Source organism: Roseibium aggregatum IAM 12614 (assembly GCF_000168975.1).
Lineage (GTDB): Bacteria > Pseudomonadota > Alphaproteobacteria > Rhizobiales > Stappiaceae > Roseibium > Roseibium aggregatum.
In genome coordinates, this window is record NZ_AAUW01000007.1 from 138020 (window position 1) to 156566 (window position 18547).

21 protein-coding genes are annotated in these 18547 nt (G+C 57.2%); 8 read left to right on the forward strand and 13 right to left on the reverse strand.

The genetic code is table 11. The features are described 5' to 3' along the window. Window positions 1–4: 4 nt before the first annotated feature. The 6 genes from SIAM614_RS11270 to SIAM614_RS11295 form a co-directional block, all read right to left on the reverse strand. The gene (locus SIAM614_RS11270; protein ID WP_208983959.1) at window positions 5–1582 is read right to left on the reverse strand and encodes a sensor histidine kinase; all 1578 of its coding nucleotides are present in this window, start codon (window positions 1580–1582) and stop codon (window positions 5–7) included. 464 nt (window positions 1583–2046) lie between these two features. Then, a complete protein-coding gene (locus tag SIAM614_RS11275) occupies window positions 2047–2820 on the reverse strand; it encodes a response regulator transcription factor (protein WP_006934588.1) in 774 nt (257 codons plus the stop codon). A gap of 328 nt (window positions 2821–3148) precedes the next feature. Then, window positions 3149–4495, reverse strand: a complete 1347-nt coding sequence (locus SIAM614_RS11280) for a FliI/YscN family ATPase (protein ID WP_006934589.1) — start codon at window positions 4493–4495, stop codon at window positions 3149–3151. Further along, on the reverse strand, window positions 4464–5255 hold the full coding sequence (locus SIAM614_RS30535) for a hypothetical protein (RefSeq protein WP_006934590.1): 792 nt from the start codon (window positions 5253–5255) through the stop codon (window positions 4464–4466). Before SIAM614_RS30535 ends, SIAM614_RS11280 begins: the two co-directional genes overlap by 32 nt. Next, the gene (gene flgF, locus SIAM614_RS11290) at window positions 5252–5983 is read right to left on the reverse strand and encodes a flagellar basal-body rod protein FlgF (protein ID WP_006934591.1); all 732 of its coding nucleotides are present in this window, start codon (window positions 5981–5983) and stop codon (window positions 5252–5254) included. Before flgF ends, SIAM614_RS30535 begins: the two co-directional genes overlap by 4 nt. A 3-nt stretch (window positions 5984–5986) precedes the next feature. Continuing rightward, the gene (locus tag SIAM614_RS11295) at window positions 5987–6775 is read right to left on the reverse strand and encodes a DUF1217 domain-containing protein (RefSeq protein ID WP_006934592.1); all 789 of its coding nucleotides are present in this window, start codon (window positions 6773–6775) and stop codon (window positions 5987–5989) included. A 184-nt stretch (window positions 6776–6959) separates the two neighbouring features. Here SIAM614_RS11295 and motA point away from each other — a divergent pair, with 184 nt between their 5' ends. The 8 genes from motA (at window position 6960) to SIAM614_RS11335 (ending at window position 12979) form a co-directional block, all read left to right on the forward strand. Continuing rightward, window positions 6960–7856, forward strand: coding sequence for a flagellar motor stator protein MotA (gene motA, locus SIAM614_RS11300; protein WP_006934595.1), 897 nt, complete (start codon window positions 6960–6962; stop codon window positions 7854–7856). 3 nt (window positions 7857–7859) lie between these two features. After that, window positions 7860–8819 carry a flagellar motor switch protein FliM gene (locus tag SIAM614_RS11305; protein ID WP_006934597.1) on the forward strand — a complete coding sequence of 320 codons (960 nt, stop codon included), beginning with the start codon at window positions 7860–7862 and terminating at the stop codon, window positions 8817–8819. Next, a complete protein-coding gene (locus SIAM614_RS11310) occupies window positions 8800–9369 on the forward strand; it encodes a hypothetical protein (RefSeq protein WP_006934598.1) in 570 nt (189 codons plus the stop codon). The genes SIAM614_RS11305 and SIAM614_RS11310 overlap by 20 nt, the downstream gene beginning before the upstream one ends. Beyond that, window positions 9369–9761, forward strand: coding sequence for a flagellar motor switch protein FliN (gene fliN / locus SIAM614_RS11315; RefSeq protein ID WP_006934599.1), 393 nt, complete (start codon window positions 9369–9371; stop codon window positions 9759–9761). Before SIAM614_RS11310 ends, fliN begins: the two co-directional genes overlap by 1 nt. Before the next feature lie 68 nt (window positions 9762–9829). Continuing rightward, window positions 9830–10894 carry a flagellar motor switch protein FliG gene (locus tag SIAM614_RS11320; RefSeq protein WP_006934600.1) on the forward strand — a complete coding sequence of 355 codons (1065 nt, stop codon included), beginning with the start codon at window positions 9830–9832 and terminating at the stop codon, window positions 10892–10894. A 52-nt stretch (window positions 10895–10946) separates the two neighbouring features. Beyond that, window positions 10947–12020, forward strand: coding sequence for a flagellar biosynthesis protein FlhB (gene flhB, locus SIAM614_RS11325; protein ID WP_006934601.1), 1074 nt, complete (start codon window positions 10947–10949; stop codon window positions 12018–12020). 25 nt (window positions 12021–12045) lie between these two features. Continuing rightward, on the forward strand, window positions 12046–12492 hold the full coding sequence (locus SIAM614_RS11330) for a hypothetical protein (protein WP_157139801.1): 447 nt from the start codon (window positions 12046–12048) through the stop codon (window positions 12490–12492). Window positions 12493–12721: 229 nt separating this feature from the next. Beyond that, window positions 12722–12979: a hypothetical protein gene (locus SIAM614_RS11335; RefSeq protein ID WP_157139802.1), complete on the forward strand. Its 258-nt coding sequence runs from the start codon at window positions 12722–12724 to the stop codon at window positions 12977–12979. A gap of 75 nt (window positions 12980–13054) precedes the next feature. Here SIAM614_RS11335 and SIAM614_RS11340 read toward each other — a convergent pair whose 3' ends face one another. From SIAM614_RS11340 to flhA, 7 genes are all read right to left on the reverse strand, one after another. After that, on the reverse strand, window positions 13055–13279 hold the full coding sequence (locus SIAM614_RS11340) for a hypothetical protein (protein ID WP_006934604.1): 225 nt from the start codon (window positions 13277–13279) through the stop codon (window positions 13055–13057). 174 nt (window positions 13280–13453) lie between these two features. After that, window positions 13454–13909 carry a hypothetical protein gene (locus SIAM614_RS11345; protein ID WP_006934605.1) on the reverse strand — a complete coding sequence of 152 codons (456 nt, stop codon included), beginning with the start codon at window positions 13907–13909 and terminating at the stop codon, window positions 13454–13456. Continuing rightward, window positions 13906–14334, reverse strand: a complete 429-nt coding sequence (locus tag SIAM614_RS11350; RefSeq protein ID WP_006934606.1) for a hypothetical protein — start codon at window positions 14332–14334, stop codon at window positions 13906–13908. The genes SIAM614_RS11345 and SIAM614_RS11350 overlap by 4 nt, the downstream gene beginning before the upstream one ends. Then, entirely contained in the window at window positions 14334–14756 is a 423-nt protein-coding gene (locus SIAM614_RS11355) for a rod-binding protein (protein WP_006934607.1), read from the reverse strand. Before SIAM614_RS11355 ends, SIAM614_RS11350 begins: the two co-directional genes overlap by 1 nt. Before the next feature lie 181 nt (window positions 14757–14937). After that, window positions 14938–15318, reverse strand: a complete 381-nt coding sequence (locus tag SIAM614_RS11360) for a hypothetical protein (protein WP_006934608.1) — start codon at window positions 15316–15318, stop codon at window positions 14938–14940. 30 nt (window positions 15319–15348) lie between these two features. Beyond that, entirely contained in the window at window positions 15349–16125 is a 777-nt protein-coding gene (fliR, locus tag SIAM614_RS11365; protein WP_006934609.1) for a flagellar biosynthesis protein FliR, read from the reverse strand. Further along, window positions 16122–18212 carry a flagellar biosynthesis protein FlhA gene (flhA, locus tag SIAM614_RS11370; RefSeq protein ID WP_040439904.1) on the reverse strand — a complete coding sequence of 697 codons (2091 nt, stop codon included), beginning with the start codon at window positions 18210–18212 and terminating at the stop codon, window positions 16122–16124. Before flhA ends, fliR begins: the two co-directional genes overlap by 4 nt. Window positions 18213–18547: the final 335 nt, after the last annotated feature.

Below are 18547 nucleotides of genomic sequence, written 5' to 3' on the forward strand. Positions count from 1 at the left end.
CATCTCAATGCACCTTCTGCCCGAGCCGCTTCCGGGTATCCTGAACAGCAACGGCGGAGAACTCGATTGTGAATTCCGTTCCGGAGCCGACATTCGATGACACGGCGATGGTTCCGCTCAGGGCTTCCGTAACCAGTTGGTAGCAAATCGCCATCCCTAAGCCGGATCCTCCTTTGCCGAACTTCGTCGTGAAGAACGGCTCGAAAACTTTTTTCAGATTCTTCTCCGGGATGCCTACACCGAAATCCTGACATTTGAAGATAATCTTGCATTCGTTCGAATTGCCGCGGCCCATGTCACTGGCATGGACTAACTGAGAAGACAATTTGATCAACCCCTCGCTGCGACCTTCGTATCCGTGTTTTATCGCGTTTTCGACCAAATTCGAAACGAGCTGACTGACGGCCCCCGGATAGCTGTCGATAATCTCATCCGCATGGAGATCCAGTTCGATCTTGAAGGGTGTTTTCTTCAGCGTTGGCTGCAACGTCGCCAGGGTCTCGCGAATGATGTGATCAAAATTGAAAGCCCGTTTTTTCTCGCTCTGCCGGTCGACCGCAACCTGGCGGAAATTACCCACCAGTTCGCGCGCCCGGCCAAGTGTTTTCTCGATTATATGGGCGGTATCGGAAATACGCTCGATTTCGTTTTCCAGAGCATCCTTGCTCAGTTTCTGCTCTTCCAGCTCACTGCGCAAGTAACCGGTTGAATCCTTTATGGTGGTCGCCGCCATCAAGGCATTTCCCAAAGGCGTATTCAATTCATGAGACACACCGGCGACAAGCGCGCCGAGTGCAGCAAGATTGTCGGCCTGGATAAGCTCTTCCTGCACCAGCTTGAGCTGTTCCGTCCGATGGGCCACCAAATCCTCAAGGTTGGTCTGATATTCCTGGATTTTCTGCAAATCCAGATGCCGCCGCTGAACCATGGATTGCAGACTGGCCGCAAGAATGCCGATCTCGTCCACACGTCCGGGCATGAGTTCGGCTTTGGGCGGATCCTCGATCAGCCGCGGTGTCGAAAGATAGTGCACGATTGCAGACAACGGCTGCCCGATAAGACGGCGGAAAACGGTCCTGATAACAATTGCCAGCAGCAGCAGATAGACGATGATTGCGGTGACGATAAAACCCACTGTGGAAACAATCTCATAGGAGATCGTATTCCTGTCTATAAGAATGAAGACCTGACCGATTGCATCCTTGTGCAGAATTGTACTTGGCGAATTGAGAGTATAGGTGAGCGCTTCAGCGGCACGAGGCCCGGTGACAGGCTCGCCGAAATTGCCGGTATCGGGTGTCTCGACCCAAACCTTCTCGACAACCTCGAGACTTTCCAACCCTCGGATGAGCTGCAAGGTCGCGTCGGCATTCACCGTCCAGATGGCGCGTTCGAACGGCCGCTTTGTTGCCTGAAAAAAGGCCTCGGTGACACGAATGGCACGGGCGTGAGACGCATCCCAGGTTATCTTGGTGAGAATGCCGATGAAAATGACGCCAAGTACGGCGAACAGACCCAGCGTATAGAGAATGAACGTCCGGGACAGGCTGGCCCGGCCCATCTCCTTGGATGAATTTGGCAACGACGTACCGCCGTTAAGAGTCAAGACGCCCACCTCAATTCATGGTGTCCGTTCCAGCTCATGTAATTCCGGAATAACCCGGCTCACATGGCTCCGCTCAAGAACGAAAACTGAACCGCTTTTGCGGACCGTCTCTTCAATACTTGATTCACAGACACATCGATATTGCCCCTCGCCTGATCAACGCCCCTTATAGTGGACTTCATTTGATCAAAGCGCCAATGTATCGTCTATCTTCGGCAGGTTTTCTAAATTTTCCATAAAAATCAATTGTAAATTGAAACAGCCCTCGTTCCACATCGAAATGGCTAGTCTTGAATCTACAAAATTATGAATTCCAGATATTTGAGCGGCATCGCATCATGCAATTGTTTCCGGCAAAACTCTCATGCCAGTCCGCTCGGTTGTTGCCTTTGCAAACAGCGTGTCGATGCAAGGGCTCCAGATTCTAGAGTTTATCCCACTCAGGCATTGACCACAGACAAGAACGGCTTGTTTGCAGTGCGGGTTTCGACCGGAGCTTCTACTGCGTGGCTTGTTGCCGGCGAAGGCTGAACGTGACGCCGGGTATCCGCAACCTTTTGCTTGGGTGCCGTCGCGTCCTTCAGCATATAGCCGATATAACGTGTCGACTCGATTGCATCGTATCCCAGTTTCTTCTTCAGTTTCTTGCGCAGCTTGGAAATGTGGCTTTCGACGACACACTCATCCACGCCGTCATTCATGACACCGTAAACGGCATTGAAGATTTGTGTCTTGGTGACACGCCGCCCCTTGTTCTTGACGAGATATTCAAGAATACGGCGCTCGCGTCGCGGCAATTCCATGACATCGCCGCCGACCACAGGATCGCGGCCGTCGAAGAAGACCTCGATTGCGCCGGTGCCTGCGGAATTGTTGCGAGACGTGATCCGGCGACGGAAGGCTCCGACGCGGGCGATGATCTCCCGAACATGCACCGGCTTCTTCAGAACGTCGTCCATACCCGCAGAGAACAGATCAAGCGTACTCTCCAGGTTGGCCGTGTCTTCCAGAGCCACGATCTGGGCTTCCGGACACCGGCTGCGGATCGACGCGACGTAACCGCATCTTTCCTCACACTCTCCCAACAGGATGGCGTCAACCGATCCGAGGTCCTGGGCGCATGTGATTTCCAGCCAGTCCAGAAGTTCCGATGGATGAAGTTCCAGGGAGGCGTAGCCTTCCCGGTCGAATGCCGAGGCATAGCCTGCGGTCACTATCTCTCTTGAGTCTACAATTATGAACATATCAGCCCCTTGGATTTTACCAATGTAGAATCCGTAATTTTGGAGCTTCACAAGGTCAACGTTTCTTCCCTATCCGGACAATTATTTCAGAATTTATAGTGGTGGAAGTTCTTATATCCACATAGAAAACTAAATAAAAAATCGCGGACATTACGAATAAACTGAGAGAAAAATTTATTAAAATGATGGATATCGCGTTTTTCCGCGATCCTTAATAAGATGTAACAGTGATATATACAAAAATCGCCGCCAGACAAGGCGGCAATTTCATATTTATACTGGAGATGTGGAAAATAGTTTACGTATCGGCAGCTAGAGCCTGTGCCAGGTCTGCAAATGGATCGGAGGGCGCCACCTGGTCTGAACGCTGTCTCAGCGCCTCGTAAATCCTGGGAACGAGACGGCAGGCCTTTTCGAGTTTTTCGTCCCCCGCAGTCTGAAAGCCGCCCATAAGACGCAGGTCCTTCGTATCTTCATAATAGGAAATCAGTCCCTTGATACGGTGGATCAGATCCTGCTGATCCTGCGTCCAGGCCCGGTCCGCCAAGCGCGAGGTGGATTTCAAAACGCTGACTGGTGGATAGTGGCCGGACTCTGCAATCTGCCGATCCAGGACGATGTGACCGTCCAGCAGGCCTCGTATTGCATCGGAAACCGGATCGTTGTGGTCATCTCCGTCAACAAGAACGGAGAATATTCCTGTAATCGACCCCTCGCCACTACTGCCGGGGCCTGCGCGCTCAATAAGGCGGGCGAGATCGGCAAAGACGCTTGGCGGGAAACCCCGGGCAACCGGTGGTTCTCCGGCTGCCAATGCCACATCCCGCGCGGCATGGGCAAAGCGGGTGGCTGAATCCAGAATGAGCAACACCTTGTGGCCTTGAGCGCGAAAATACTCGGCAACACTCATTGCCGTCTTGGGCGCCAGGCGGCGCTGCATGGCACTTTCGTCGCCGGTCGAAGCGACAACGACGGAATGCGCCAACGTCTCGCCAAGAATGTCGTCGATGAACTCGCGCACTTCACGTCCGCGTTCGCCGACAAGACCGACAACAACCGTGTCGAAATCCCCAAACCCGGCAAGCATGCCGAGAAGAGTGGATTTGCCGACACCGGAACCTGCGAAAACACCGACGCGCTGACCGACACAGAGCGGTGTGAACAGGTCGATCACCCGTACGCCGGTCCGAACGCCTTCGGAAATCTTGCTCCTGTTCATCGCCGGTGGAGGAGCTCGGTCCAGAAGAAAGGCCTCGACACCGTGGGCAAGTGGCCCTGCCCCGTCTATCGGTTCGCCAAGTGCATTTACAATCCGTCCGCGCCAGCTCATGTCCGGATGGATGGCAAGCCCACCCATTACGGATGCAACGCTGCCGATGCCGATGTCGGTCACCCGTTCGAGCGGTTTGATCACCACGTCCTTCTGGTCGAGCCGGATGATTTCGCCCTGTCGCACGCCGGAACGCCCCTCGAACTGCACCAGATCGCCCAGGCAAACTACGCGGGACAGACCGGAGACACGAATGGACTCGGAGGAAACCTGGGTCACTCGTCCGCTGAGTTTGACGGGCCCGATTTCCGTTTCAAGGGCCGCCAGCGACGCGGAGATTTGGTCAAGTGCGTTCAGATGCGGAGCGTTCGGCATGGCGTTCCTGAAGAGCTTTCAAGACATCGAGAGGCAGATGGTTGGATTTGTGCGACGCCAGCCGGTCGAGCCCCTGCTGGTCGGGCAAGACCGGTCCGGATTGCGTCGCACTTTCCGGCAAGTCGACATACGAAACGGATGAAGCGTAACCAGTCGCAGACTTTTCGGAGGATGTAGTCGCTCCTGAAGCCGGCCCCTGCGTTGCGTCAGCGCCATCGATGAAGTCAACGAGAGCTGAAGGCGGCGTATCCCTGCGACCGGTCGATGCCACGGCTTCTCCAAGAACTGCCGAGGCCGCTGCCTGATCTACGCCGGTTGCCGCTGGCGCAACGACTGGCTTGCGGAGGGGCACCGGAACATCGGTGGCAGGTGCCGGTTCAGTGGCCGGTGCCGCTTCGGCAACTTCGACAGGTTGTGAGTTTGGGGTTTCCGAACCACTGTTCAGGCGATCACCAACCTCGTTATAGGCAAGCATGGCCCCAAGCCCTACAGGGCCACCAAGCGCAAACCCGTAAAGAGCATTGCCGGCCTTGCGGGCATTGTCTGAGATTTCGTCGTTCGTGACGGACCTGTAAAGTTCAGCAATCCCAGGGATATGCTGCAACGGATTGATCACGTCGATGAAGTCACCAAAGCTGAAAGCGGAGTTTTCAGTCTTGGACGAAAGACCAGACCGTGTGGCCTTGTTGGGTGAACCATCCATAACCACACCAAGGTCCAGCGGCTTGCCCACCGCCTGTGTTGCGTCCACCGCCGTCATGAGGTTGCCCCCAGTTCGCGAATGGCCTTCTCCTGGCTCTCGTTGCTGGTGTCAATCATCTTCGTCGCACTCTCAAAGGCACGAGAGATCATGATCATTTTGGTCATTTCCCGAACGGGATTGATGTTCGAACCTTCGACATATCCCTGGCGAACCCCGTTCGTGTCATAGGTCTGCACCGGAATAACCGGCTTGTCCGGGATAACGGCCGAATTCTCGGCGCGCGTGAGCTGGGCATCGTCCGGGATCAGAAACAGGCCAACCTGACCGATGATTCCGACATCGTTCTGGGAAATCTCACCAGACTGCGTGATCAAGGGTGTTCCGGCATCCGGGTCAAGCGAAATCGGCTGCCCGCCGGCTCCGAGGATCTGCTGCCCCGTCAAGGTGCGCAAGGTGCCGTCATTACCGATCTGAAGGCGGCCGTCTCTTGTGTAGGACAGGTTGCCGTTGGCGTCGCGGATCGCAAACCAGGCCTCACCTTCGACGGCAAGATCGAGCGGATTGTCGGTCTTGTTCAGACTGCCGTACTGGCGCGAAATGTACTTCTCGCCACCGGTCGAGAAACTGACCTTGTCCTGGCCCGCCTTGGAAACCAGCTCGGCGAACTTGACTTCGTCCGCCCGATAGCCGGCTGTGTTCATGTTGGCGACGTTACGGGCCACCGTTTCCAGACGGTTGGACAGGGCGACCTGCGCGGAGAGCGCTACGTAGAGAGCGGATTCCATGGATCAAAAGCCTCCGAGGCGGAAATTCTGAAGACTGGCCAGCAGCCCCTGCCCCATCTGAATGACACCCGGGCCATTGCCGAACAGCGCCAGTGTCGGCGACATGCTGCCAGTCGGGCCGTTGGAAAGGTCATAAAGGGCCGAGAACCTGTTCAGGAATTTAGCCAGGTAATCCGCATCACCGAACTTGCTGAAATCCAGACGTTCTTCCAGATAGGCTGCCTGCTTGTCGATGTCGGTCATCGCAAATTCCTGCGGCAGGCCGAGCGAGGTATAAACGGCCTCGGCGAGCGCGCGGTCAGCCAGGACGTCGTAAGCGTTGGTGATATCCGGCGCTCTGCGCTCGAAATAGAGCGCCAGACGGACACCCTGGTTCTGTTCGCCCTCACGTACCTCCAGCGTTTGCCGATGGTATTTCTGGACAATCGCTTCCTGCGTGCGGGCAAATGACGTCGTCGTCTCGCCATAGCGCTTGAAATTGAAGGTCTCGGCGAAATTCTTGTACTTGGTATCAGCAAGCTGATTGGCAAATGCCCCGCGATCATCCGTGCCTTCTTCCAGCACCTTTCGAATGAACGCCTTGGCGTAGATCATGTCCTCCAGCCCCATGGCGGTCATCGCGTAGTTGAAGATCCGGTCGTCCCCCAGAAATTCATCGATGGTTTTAATATCGCGGATGTTTTCGCGATAATATTCGGTCTGACGTTCGACCATCGGGTCCGCGGCAACCGTCTTCAGCGAGCGTTCCATGTTGGTTCTGACGAGCTGAACCTGGCTCAATGTATTGATCATGGTTTTATCCCCGTTGCGGGCCCATGGCGGGCAGGCTTTCGGGAAACACTCACCTGCAAAGCTTACGCCAGGCTGACGGTCGGCAATGAATTTCAAAAGCTTTTTCGCGTCAGCTTCAGGCAAGTCTCGGCCGCTAGCGTCCTCCCAATCAGAGTTGCAATCCACACCAGTTGGGAGCTGTTAGGTGACTATTCTTATCGGCCTGATCATAGCGGGCGCGTCCCTTATCGGCGGCTTTGCCGCACTCGGAGGCAAGGTCTCCGTCCTCTGGCAGCCGTGGGAGCTCGTCATTATTCTCGGCGTGGCTATCGGTGCCTTCGTCGTTGCCAATCCAATGAAGGTCATCAAGGGAACGCTGGTTGCCGTTTCGGATGCGCTGCGCAACGCCGTGCCCAACAAGCGGGAATACCTCGATGTTCTGGCACTGCTGTATGGACTGATGCGCGAGTTGCGCGCCAAGGGCCGCAACCAGGTTGAGCCGCACATCGAAGACCCGAATACTTCACCGATTTTCCAGAAGTATCCGTCGGTTCTGCGCAATGCCAGCCTGACCACCTTTATCTGCGACTATTTCCGTCTGATCATCGTCGGCAATGCCCGCGCTCATGAGATCGAAGCTCTGGTCGACGAAGAACTGCAAACGATCCACCGCGACCAGATGAAGCCGTACCATGCCATGAGCAGCATCGCCGACGCGCTTCCCGCCATCGGCATCATCGCGGCCGTCCTCGGTGTCATCAAGGCCATGGGTGCCATCGACCAGTCTCCCCAGTTGCTGGGCAGCCTGATCGGCGCCGCGCTGGTGGGTACATTTGTCGGCATCTTCTTCTCATACTCGCTGTTCGGCCCGATTGCCTCGAAGATCCGCAACGTCCGCGAGAACCGCCTTCGTACCTACATCGTTGTCAAGCAGACCCTGCTTGCCTTCATGAACGGCGCCGATCCTCAGATCGCCCTTGAGCACGGCCGCAAGACCATCTCCGACTACGACCGTCCAACCATCGACGAAGTTGAAAACGAGACCATGAGTGCCGGTGGCGCTGGTGCCGACAACGTCCAGGACCTGCAGGGAGCCGCCTAAGCCATGATCGAAGCAGCGACCGCAAGCTCCAACGCTTCCAGCTCCGAACGCGCGATGATCGCCGACCGTCTGCTGGATGCCGCCGGAATTTCCGTCGACCGCCTGCCGATGCTTCCGGTGGTGTTCGACCGCATGGCCCGCCTGATGGCTGACGCCATGCGCCAGAAGTCCCCCTCTCCGTCCTACATTTCGGTGAGCTACGTTGAAAACAACCGCATTGGCGACGTACTCGACGAATTCGAATCCAACGCCCTCGTGGCCGTGCTCTATTCTCCGGAATGGGACGCCCGTGTCCTCGTCGGCTTTGACCGGGACTTCATCTTCACACTGGTGGACGTTCTGTTCGGTGCTGACGGCACGGAACCGCCCATCGATGACGAACGGCCCTTTTCGAACATCGAAACGCGCATTGCGCGCACCATGTTCGAGGTCGCGGCCAAGGCCCTCGCCGAGAGCTTTGCACCAATCGCCGAGACCACGCTTAAGATCGAGCGGATCGAAAGCCGGATGGACTTTGCGGTAGTCGGTCGGAGGAACAACCCGGCCGTGGTTGCCCGCTTGCTGCAACAGGCCATCGGACGCGGCGGTGAAGTGTTCATCGTCATGCCGCACTCGACACTCAACCCGTTGCGCCAGCGCCTGTCCCAGGTCCTGTCCGGCGAAATGTCGAGCCGCGACAAGCAATGGACACAGCACTTCCACAACGAGATCCAGCGCACAGAAGTCAAGCTGGAAGCCATTCTGGAAGAACGTGAAATGTCGCTCGGCGACCTTGCCAACCTGAGGGTCGGACAGGTGATCGAACTTCAGGCGACAGCGCGCTCTCCCGTCACACTCGCCTGCAACGACCAACCCGTCTTCACCTGCCAGCTTGGGCAGTTGAACGGATCCTACACGTTGCAGATCGATGAACTCATCCATGAGGAAGAAAAGGATCTGTTCGATGATCTCCGCAATCGTTGATGGCGTCCTCCTGCTCGCGCTGGTCGCGACCACGGTCCGGATGCTCACCATGCACCGGGAGCTGCGCCGTCTGGGCAGCTACCACGAAGATTACCAGCGCATCTTCGATCAGACCGCACTCGCGCTCGACGGCATCGAGGTGTCGATCCAGGAGATCAACGTCAAGGGTGCCCAGATCCTGAATGCGCTCGGCAACCGGATGGACGATGCCCGCGAGCTGATCGCGGAAATCGACGGTCTGACCCGTGAGGCGAAACGCCAGCAGTCTGTGCTTCGGGCAGAGCTGAAAGAACTGTCCAAGGCGACCGCTGTCCTGCACGACCCGAAGCGTTTTGCACCTGCCCGCGACGACATCGACATTTTCGCAGAGGACACAGCTGGTGAACGGGCACTTGCCTCAGCCACTCCCACACCTGCTGGCGGGCGCAAGGAAACGACCATTCATCGCGGCCAGGCCGTTCAACCGGCCCCCACCCGCGTCCACCGTATCGACAATTCGCTGCAAAGCCCGTTCCGCACGGTCTCCATGAACCAGAAGGATAAGATGTAATGTCCGAAACCATCGTAGATCACATCGAAGCTGAAAAAGGCCCGAAAACCCGTCCGGCTGACGCCGCGAGTTTCGCCAAGGTCGAAACACCGGAAAGAAACTCAGGTAGCGACACCATCGGTGACGACCGCAATCTCGACACCATCCTGGGAATTCCGGTCAACATCCAGGTGGTTCTCGGATCGGCAACCATGCTGGTTTCCAATCTCCTGAAACTTGGCCGGGGCGCGGTCATCCCGCTCAATCACCGTGTCGGCGAACCGATTGACATCGTCGTCAACGGCCGTGTCATCGCCCGCGGCGAAGTGGTGGTTGTTGAAGACGACAACTCCCGTTTCGGGGTCTCGCTGACGGAGATCATCAGCGCCCAGGCCGGCGGCCTGGAAATCTGAGGCCGGCTCTCTCCGGTCTTGCCTTCTCCGGTCTGCCCAAGGCTGTTTTCTCAGGATTGAAGTGACACATGATGACTTCCGCGAACGCTTCCGCCGCAACCGCTGCCAACCTTGCAAAGCCGCCGGCGCCGCCTGCCCGCCGTATGAACGGAACCCAACGCGTGGCCGCACTGCTGCTGTCCCTGGGCAAGACCAGTTCACAGAAGCTGCTCCGGCATTTCGATCAGGAAGAAATCCGGATGATCACCGTTTCCGCCGCACAGCTCGGCACGGTGGCGTCGGAAGAACTCGACCGGTTGGCGGAGGAATTCATCGAGCAATTCTCTCACGGCACAACGCTTTACGGCTCCGCCAACGAAGTGGAAAAGATGCTGGAAGGCGTTCTGCCGGACGATCAGCTGGCCGACATCATGTCGGACGTGCTCGGCAACTCCAACCGGTCGATCTGGGACCGGTTGACGACGGTTTCAGAAACAGTGTTTGCGAATTATCTCTTGAAAGAGCACCCGCAAACCGCCGCCCTCATCCTTACAAAGATCAAGCCGAGCGCTGCCGCGAAAGTGCTTGGCCAGATCAACAATCAGACGCGCAACTCGCTTGTCCGACGCATGCTGTCCATCAAGGCGGTGGTGCCGGAAATCATGCGCGATGTCGAAAAGACGATGCATGAAGATTTCATGCTCAACCTGTCCGGCACCCTGGAAGCCGACTCCCATGCGCGTATGGCGGATATCCTCAACAAGATGGACCGTGAGCACATGGAGGACGCACTGGAGAACCTCAATGAAGTGAAACCGAAAACGGCCGAACTTCTGAAGGGTCTACTCTTCACCTTCGACGATATCACCAACCTCAACGCCCGCACGCGTATGGCAATATTCGATCAGATCCCGACGGACCGGATCGTGTTGGCACTGAAGGGAACGAATGCCCAGTTCCGCGAAGTGATCCTGTCGTCCCTGACATCACGTGCACGCCGTATCGCCGAACACGAACTGGCGGCCGGCGAACCGGCGGCGCAGCGCGATGTTCTGGACGCGCGCAGTGCGATCACCAACCTCGCGCTGGAAATGGCATCCCGCGGTGAAATCGAGCTCAACCCGAAGCAGGACGAAGGTGCATTCTTTGCATAAGTGTCCTTGCAAGCGGTCCGAAGAGCTCTGAGCCGGAACGGCAGGTGGCTGGATGTCGGAAGAAGACAAGGATTCAAAAACAGAGGAACCGACCGAGAAAAAGATCAGCGATGCCATAGAAAAGGGCAACACCCCGGTCTCACGGGAAGCCCCTGTTCTGGCAACATTCATCGCCACCCTCTTGATCGGCAGTTTCGTAATAACCTCGGCATCGCGTCAGCTCATCCAAATGCTGACGCATCTTCTGGACCTTTCGGGAGGAGTGGATCTTGGAAACAGCGCCGACGCATTGTTGCTCACCCATGCGGTATCGATCGAGGTACTGGTTTTCCTCGCACCGATTGTCGCCCTGCTTGCTGCATCCGGCCTTGCGTCGGCCTTTCTGCAGAACACTCCCAGCATCGTTTTTCACCGCATCAAGCCGGACGCCTCCAAACTGTCGCTTGCGAAGGGCTGGAGCCGCATATTCGGAGCCCAGGGCCTTGTCGAGTTCCTCAAGGCCGTCTTCAAGTTCTCCACGGTCAGCGCCATTGTCTACGGCCAGTTCCGGGCGAATGAAGCGGAACTGATCAACGCCATGTTCACAGATCCAAGCGCATTGCCCGAAGCGATCCTTCAGATTTCAATGAAGCTGATCGCCGGCGTCTGCATCGTTACCATTCTGCTTGTCACGGTCGACATTCTCTGGTCGCGCTCGCACTGGCGCAAGAACCTGCGCATGAGCAAGCAGGAAATCAAGGACGAGCACAAGCAGATGGAGGGCGACCCGATCGTCAAGGCCCGCCAGCGTTCGCTCGCGCGCGACAGGGCACGAAACCGCATGATGTCGGCCGTGCCGCAGGCAACGCTGATTGTTGCCAACCCCACACACTTCGCCGTTGCCTTGCGCTACGATGGGGACCAAAATCCAGCGCCGGTGGTTGTCGCAAAGGGCCAGGATCTGATCGCACTTAAAATCAGGGAGATCGCGGAAGCGAACAATATTCCCGTGATCGAAGACCGGCAACTTGCCCGGTCCCTCTACGCCGCCACAGAAGTTGAAAGGATGATCCCGCCGGAATTCTACAGAGCAGTTGCGGAAATCATTTGCTACGTGTACTCACGCCAGACCAAAACTGCTGTATAATTTAATGTATTTGGAGGTCCGGGGAATGCACGACATGCCTGAAGGCAACGGCAATAAAGTGTCGCCGCTGGAATGCGACCGGCTGCGCCAGCAAGCGATTGCTTCAGCTCTGACCGAGTTCATCGAGGACCTGAAGCTGGTGGATGTGGTCGACTTCATCGCCTATATCCGGACCGATCAGCACGGCAATATCGAAGAATTGATCAAGACATCGGCCGAACTCTTCTTCAAGGAAGGCTCCTTGCGCTATTCCATGGCTGCACAAGCCGAGGTCGAATGGGAAACCACCCCGCGCATCTCGCTCGATCTGGAATTCTTCAACAAGGGTGTCTGGATCTATTTCACGGCCGTACTCGCCTGGCCAGACAATGCCGTCAACGTTTCCTACGTCGAAGTGCCGGATGCCGGCGGAAACAAGGAAAAAGAGACGGAACTGCTGCTTGAAGCCCTGAAGGATGCCCGGTTGCGATAATGAGACCCTGACGTTTCACGGTTTACCATTCAGCTGATACTCGCGGCGATTGTTTCTATGCCAGCGTTCTCGCCTCATTGTGACTTGCCACTTTGAGTACCTTGCCCAGGCGGATTTCCTCACCGAGCTTAAAAACAGTCCTAAACGCACCATATTCGGTTCACCTGGACGCTCGTTTCCGGTCTACCAGCCCGGAAGCCCCTCACCTGAAACCAAAGAAGCAGTGCTTATGAAAAAAATCCAGATCCCGGAGGATCCCGCACACATGGTGACGGCTATCGTCGCCTATGCCGGGATCGCCAAGCGCTTGCATGTCGAACTTTCTAATCGGCCGGAGAATGCGGGTGTTGATCTGGAGGCCATCAAGGCCGATCTGATTGCCGAAGCAAAACGGGCGATCCCCCACGGCGACTTCGCCAAAGATGAAATCGGTGTCTACAAGACCATCTTCCAGGCGATCGACACGATTTTCGAACCGGATGCATGACACAGTGCCCCCGAGGTGATGACGAAACGTCGGCAATCACCAGGAACGTGTGCCGCAGTCAACCTTATGCCAGGTTCACTCTCCCAGAAGGGTCGACAAACGCTCCATAATTTCGTGCAGGCTTTTGCCTGTCAGCCGCATTTCTCTTGCCTGCTCGCCCTCGACAACGTCGGAAAAGAGCAGAACTTCGACGGCATTTTCCAGAACCTGAATATCCTCCGACGTCAGAACGATTGCGCCGTTGTCGCTTGTCACGGTCGCCTTTTTGACGGAACTCTCATCCAGAAACGTATCAGGCATTTGGCTCGCTCCAGGTTGCGGGATGTCCCTCAGGGTTCCTGATTAGCGCCCTTCAGGCAAGGACGGAAAAACCGGTACGTCTTTTTGCGAAAAAAAGCGCCCAGCCGAAGCTGGACGCAAATTGCCTGGGAGGCGGCAAAAGCAGGTTTTCATGACAAGGCTCGGATCCGGTCGCTAGTGCGTGATCACGTCCGCCTTGTCGAAATAGTTAAACTCCTCCACCAGCACGTCATGCACCACGGACCGGCCGAGGCGGGCATTGGTAGATTTCTTGAGCCGCTCGGTGAAGGCTTCGAGGTCGTAGCGTTCCAGGCTACGGAAATCGAGGGTTTCGTCGGAATAAAGAACCCGGAAGGCTTCATCCACCAGGAAGGGGTGTGGCGGCACCGGCAGGCGGCGCAGCGTGTCGCCATCTGCTGTGAAGACCATCTTGATCACCACATAGCCTTGCAGCGTGCCTTCAAACAGGATCGGCACGTTGACCGGGTTCACGGTCTCATAATCCAGCCCGACAAATGCCGGTTCATCGTCGCCGACCCGTTTCTGCGCTGCCAGATACTGCGTGGTTCCGTATCCGGACGCCAGCATGGTGGCAGACATCCACAGACCGGCAACGAGGATCTTGATCATCGTGCCCTCTCCGGAAACGGTGCCTCATAGGTGCCGTCGGATTCATAGTCGATCATGGTCCTGGACATCATGCCGACAACTTCCGACACCGCATTCATGTGAAGTTGCAATAGGCCGATGTTCTCATCAAGCACGTCCTTGAAGTCAGCGAGGTCCTCACGCAGCTCATGCGAATAGAACGCCGGCGGCACGAGCGACCGCGCTCTGGCAAGATCCAGAAGGGCCTGGCTCTTGCCGTATTCGAAAATTTTCAGATCCGCTGTCGGGTTCGCCCGAAGTGCCCGGGTTTCGTCTAGCACCGCCCCAATGGCACGGCGAACCGCAACCACCAGCGGCATCGACCGCACCGGATCGGGCGTGAGTTCCTGAGGTGCGAGATCGGTCACGGCAACGTCCGCAAAGTCGACATCGTTGGCGGCGTCCATCAGGCTTTAACTCCCTTTTCAAGCGTCTCTGAAATCAGGCCCGCGATGCCGACACCGCCACTGGCGGCAAGCTGGTTCGCGACCTGTTCGGCAAGCATCGATTTCCAGATTTCTCCGGCGGTTCCCGAGCCGAACACCGCCTCCGAGTCGTCCGGAAGCATGGTTTCGACAAATTGGCCGAGGATCATCGCTTCGAATTTCTCGGCAGGAGACTTTTCGGAAGGGCCTTCGTAACCGGCGGTCCGGAAAGCGCCTTCCGAAGCCCCTGCCCGGTTCGTTGCACCGGCATAGGCAAGCGCGAAGCCGTCCCCCGACCCGCCCGCGGAAATGGACCTGAGACGGTTCGTGGCCTCTGCAAGGTTCACCGGGTCGGCAGCCCTGGAAACATCCAGGATCAGATCTGAAGGTGGCGAAATCGCCATGCTGGGCTCCTCGAAATACGTAAGGTGCAAACAAGGCCCGGCAGGCGACAGGGCAAGGCAAGCAATTCACTTGAACCGAACCTTGTTTGCGTCCTCAGGTATAGCTCATGCAGCTTGTGGGAGGCTTGCGCCGTGGTGCTTCTCGCCAGCGGGTGTTCTTGCCGTTTGTACCAATCGGTCTTCACCCGTATCTGCGGTCGAGCAGATCCATCAGGTCCCGTTCCTCTTCGGCGCGCTGTTCCTCACCCCGCATTTTGGCGAGACGCTCGGCCATGAGTTTGAGCATCATCCGCTGGCGGTCGTATTCGGAATTCACCTTTGCGCGCGCTTCGCTGAGCCTTGACATCTCCTCGATGATACGTCTCAGCCGCTCTGCTGCGTTGGCGATGAAGCGGTCGTGCTGCGCCAGATCGCCGTTCGACAGGGCCAGCAGAATGCGCCGCTCCTTTTCGTTGAGCTGGTAGACCTGGGCATCAAGTTTCTGCAGCAGCCATGACGAAAACAGGAAAATCTGCTTCTGCATCCGGAACAAACGTTCGATATCCTGACTTTTGCGTGCCATCGAACAGGAACCTTTCACGGTCAGGCGTGCCTAACCTATCTGGAGCCAAGTGAAGTAGCCGTCGAGGAAGATCATGATGGCCTCCGCGATGACGAGATAGAGAAAGTAGAGACCGCCTGCGATCACGAACGGCATGGAGATGAAGTAGACCGGGATCTGCGGTGTCAGCTTGTTGACAAGGCCAACGGCAAAGTTGACCACCACCGTGTAGACGATGAACGGACTGCATACCCGCAGCGCCAGGAGGAAGGTTTTGGCCAACTGTTCTGCGAACTGCTCGAGACCTGTCACTGCCGCCAGCGGCTGTCCGACAGGGATCGCCTCGTAGGAAGCAGCCAGCCCACGTAGAATTTCCCAATGCTGGTTGGTGATGAAGACCATTGCAGTTGCCGTAACCGTGAAAAGGTTTGCCACTGGCGGCAGGGAATCCACACCGTCGATCGGCATGCCCGGCATGTTCGACAGGCCGATTGCCATGGAGACCAGTGTCGTCAGCGTTTCCAGGGCAGCCAGGAAGATCCGCCCAAGAAATCCGATGAAGGCACCGGTCAGCAATTCCGCCCCGATGAACCCGGCAACGGTCCCGAGTTGCTCATCCGGCAAGGACGCCTGTACGCCAGGTGCCAGCAGCGGCGACAAGGCCAACGCGACGGAAAGCGCGATGAACAGACGAACGTGCACCGGCACCCGGTTGCTGCCGAACCCCGGGATCACCATCAGGCACGCCCCTATCCGGCAGAACAGCAGGAAGACCGCCAGAAGCAGCGACGAGCTGAAGGTGCTGAAAAAGAGGCCGCCGGAAATCACGAGACACTTCCGAGCGAGGCAACGTCAACGCCGCGGGCAATTTCAAGATGCGACAGGACCGGCAGGGTCGGGAACATCCGTTCCACGATCATGCGTACATATGGCCGGGCATCCGGCGCTGCCACCACCGCAAAGCGGCTGCCGTCCTTCATGTGCCTCTTGACGGCCTCCGACATCTGCGTGCCGAATTCTTCCACCAGTTGCGGCTCGATATCGAACTCGATGACATCGCCCTTCCCGTCCCGTTTGAGAGCGTTGTGGAAGGCAAGATCCCAGCGGTTGCCCAGACGCAGCACCTTCAAAGGTCCGCCTTCGGCAAGGTCGCCGCAGATCTGCTGGGCGATGCGCATGCGTACGTGCTCCACCACCTGCTCCGATCTGCGCACATGCGGCACGATCTCGGCAACGGCTTCCAGGATCAGGTTGAGGTTCCGGATCGAAACCCGCTCTGCCAGAAGAAGTTTGAGAACAGCCTGCAGGCCCGAGAAGGACGTGTGTGCCGGACAGATATCGTCGAGAAGCTTCTGGTATTCCGGGTCCAGCCTGTCGAACAGCTTGCGCATGTCCTTGTAGGACAGGAGCTGCGGCAGGTTGTTGCGGATCACTTCGCTCAGATGCGTAAGGATGACGGTGATGTTCTCGGCAGGTGTCATGCCGCGGCGTTTGAGTTCGTCCTTGTAGGCTTGCGGAACCCAATAGGCCTGCATCCCGAATGCGGGTTCGCGCGTCTGGTCCGCCGGCACCGGCAATGCCTCGTCATTGTGCGGAATGACCAGAAGCTCTCCGACTTTCAGGTGCTGTGAGGCGATGATCGTGCCGTGGATCTTGATCTGATAGCTCTTCGGATCAAGCGTCAGACTGTCGGTGACACGAATGTCGGGCACGACAAAACCATATTGCTCGGCAAACTTCCGGCGCATCTTGGCAACGCGGCGCGACAGCTCGCCGGTCCGCGTCAACAGTTCTGCCGAGAGCTGCTTGCCGAGAACCAGCTCGACTTCCGCGGACTTGAGCGTTTCCTTGACGGAATCCTTTTCCTCCAGCTTCGCCTGCTCCTCGGCCGCGCGCTTCTTGTCGTCCTCGACCTTTTTCGCCGCTGCAAGACGCCTTGGAATGGCATAGCCGATGAACCCCATCAGGCAGGCAAGCAGCAGGAACGGCAACATGGGCAGCCCGGGCATCAAGGCAAAGATTGCCATCAGGATCGCGGCCACGAACAGCGCGCGCGGATACCCTCCGAGTTGGCCGAGAACCGCCTTGTCGGTCGAACCTCTGGTCCCGCCCTTGGAGACAAGCAGACCCGCCGCCAGAGAAACGATCAGTGCCGGGATCTGGGAGACAAGACCATCGCCGACGGAGAGCTTGGTGAAAACGTCAGCCGCGTTGGACACCGTCATGTCATACCGCGTAACACCGATAACGATGCCACCCAGGATATTGACAGCCGTAATGATGAGGCCGGCGATTGCGTCGCCGCGGACGAATTTGGAGGCACCGTCCATGGCACCGAAAAAGGAGCTTTCCTCTTCTAGCTCCTTGCGCCGGCGTTGCGCTTCCTTGTCGTCGATGAGACCGGCGGATAGATCCGCGTCGATTGCCATCTGCTTGCCCGGGATCGCATCCAGGGTGAAGCGGGCGCCAACTTCCGCGATACGCGTCGCGCCCTTGGTGATGACCATGAAGTTGACGATGACGAGGATCGCAAACACGATCAGACCAATGACGAAGTCACCGCTCATGACGAATTGCGAAAAGCCGTTGATCACGTAGCCTGCCGCATTCAGTCCTTCATGACCGTTGGCGAGGATCATGCGCGTCGTCGAGATGTTGAGCGACAGCCGCAGCATGGTGGCAATCAGCAGAATTGTCGGGAAGGACGAAAAATCCAGCGGCCGCTGAATCCACAGCGAGACCATCAGGATCAGCACCGACAGTGCGATTGACATGGCCAGGCCGATATCGATCAGGAACGTCGGGATCGGCAGAAAAAGAACGGCCAGGATGAGGACGATGCCGATGGCAAAGCCGACGTCGCGGCGGCTGTCCGGCGCACCGCCGGCAGCCGGCGAAAGGGAGGTGTCTGTCATGCCTTCTCTCTGCTGCAGGTCTGATACCTGGCAACCTCGCCCTTGAAGCTTGCGCGAGGCTTTTTCGAAGAAGAAATTCGGACAGCTCGCTCGGGAAACTTCGTGCGCCCCGACCGAAGTTGATTGTTCCGGCATCGGGAGAAAACATTCAGCGCATTTAAAGCAGGACGCGCTTCAAGTCGGCACAGATGCGAAAAATGCATCTTCCTTGTCATCCCGGCGACGGCCGGGATCCAGTGACCACCTGCGCTACCGCTTTCCAGAACACCGACGACTGAGAAAACTGGATCCCGGTCTTGGCGCTAATGCGCCAAACCGGGATGACACAATATTGT

What these genes read in the sequence shown, in the direction of transcription:
- SIAM614_RS11280 (WP_006934589.1), bottom strand. Translation starts at nt 4,495, where the DNA reads ATGCCGAACGCTCCGCATCTGAACGCACTTGACCAAATCTCCGCGTCG.
- SIAM614_RS30535 (WP_006934590.1), bottom strand. Translation starts at nt 5,255, where the DNA reads ATGACGGCGGTGGACGCAACACAGGCGGTGGGCAAGCCGCTGGACCTT.
- flgF (WP_006934591.1), bottom strand. Translation starts at nt 5,983, where the DNA reads ATGGAATCCGCTCTCTACGTAGCGCTCTCCGCGCAGGTCGCCCTGTCC.
- SIAM614_RS11295 (WP_006934592.1), bottom strand. Translation starts at nt 6,775, where the DNA reads ATGATCAATACATTGAGCCAGGTTCAGCTCGTCAGAACCAACATGGAA.
- SIAM614_RS11305 (WP_006934597.1), top strand. Translation starts at nt 7,860, where the DNA reads ATGATCGAAGCAGCGACCGCAAGCTCCAACGCTTCCAGCTCCGAACGC.
- SIAM614_RS11310 (WP_006934598.1), top strand. Translation starts at nt 8,800, where the DNA reads ATGATCTCCGCAATCGTTGATGGCGTCCTCCTGCTCGCGCTGGTCGCG.
- fliN (WP_006934599.1), top strand. Translation starts at nt 9,369, where the DNA reads ATGTCCGAAACCATCGTAGATCACATCGAAGCTGAAAAAGGCCCGAAA.
- SIAM614_RS11320 (WP_006934600.1), top strand. Translation starts at nt 9,830, where the DNA reads ATGATGACTTCCGCGAACGCTTCCGCCGCAACCGCTGCCAACCTTGCA.
- flhB (WP_006934601.1), top strand. Translation starts at nt 10,947, where the DNA reads ATGTCGGAAGAAGACAAGGATTCAAAAACAGAGGAACCGACCGAGAAA.
- SIAM614_RS11330 (WP_157139801.1), top strand. Translation starts at nt 12,046, where the DNA reads ATGCACGACATGCCTGAAGGCAACGGCAATAAAGTGTCGCCGCTGGAA.
- SIAM614_RS11335 (WP_157139802.1), top strand. Translation starts at nt 12,722, where the DNA reads ATGAAAAAAATCCAGATCCCGGAGGATCCCGCACACATGGTGACGGCT.
- SIAM614_RS11340 (WP_006934604.1), bottom strand. Translation starts at nt 13,279, where the DNA reads ATGCCTGATACGTTTCTGGATGAGAGTTCCGTCAAAAAGGCGACCGTG.
- SIAM614_RS11345 (WP_006934605.1), bottom strand. Translation starts at nt 13,909, where the DNA reads ATGATCAAGATCCTCGTTGCCGGTCTGTGGATGTCTGCCACCATGCTG.
- SIAM614_RS11350 (WP_006934606.1), bottom strand. Translation starts at nt 14,334, where the DNA reads ATGGACGCCGCCAACGATGTCGACTTTGCGGACGTTGCCGTGACCGAT.
- SIAM614_RS11355 (WP_006934607.1), bottom strand. Translation starts at nt 14,756, where the DNA reads ATGGCGATTTCGCCACCTTCAGATCTGATCCTGGATGTTTCCAGGGCT.
- SIAM614_RS11360 (WP_006934608.1), bottom strand. Translation starts at nt 15,318, where the DNA reads ATGGCACGCAAAAGTCAGGATATCGAACGTTTGTTCCGGATGCAGAAG.
- flhA (WP_040439904.1), bottom strand. Translation starts at nt 18,212, where the DNA reads ATGACAGACACCTCCCTTTCGCCGGCTGCCGGCGGTGCGCCGGACAGC.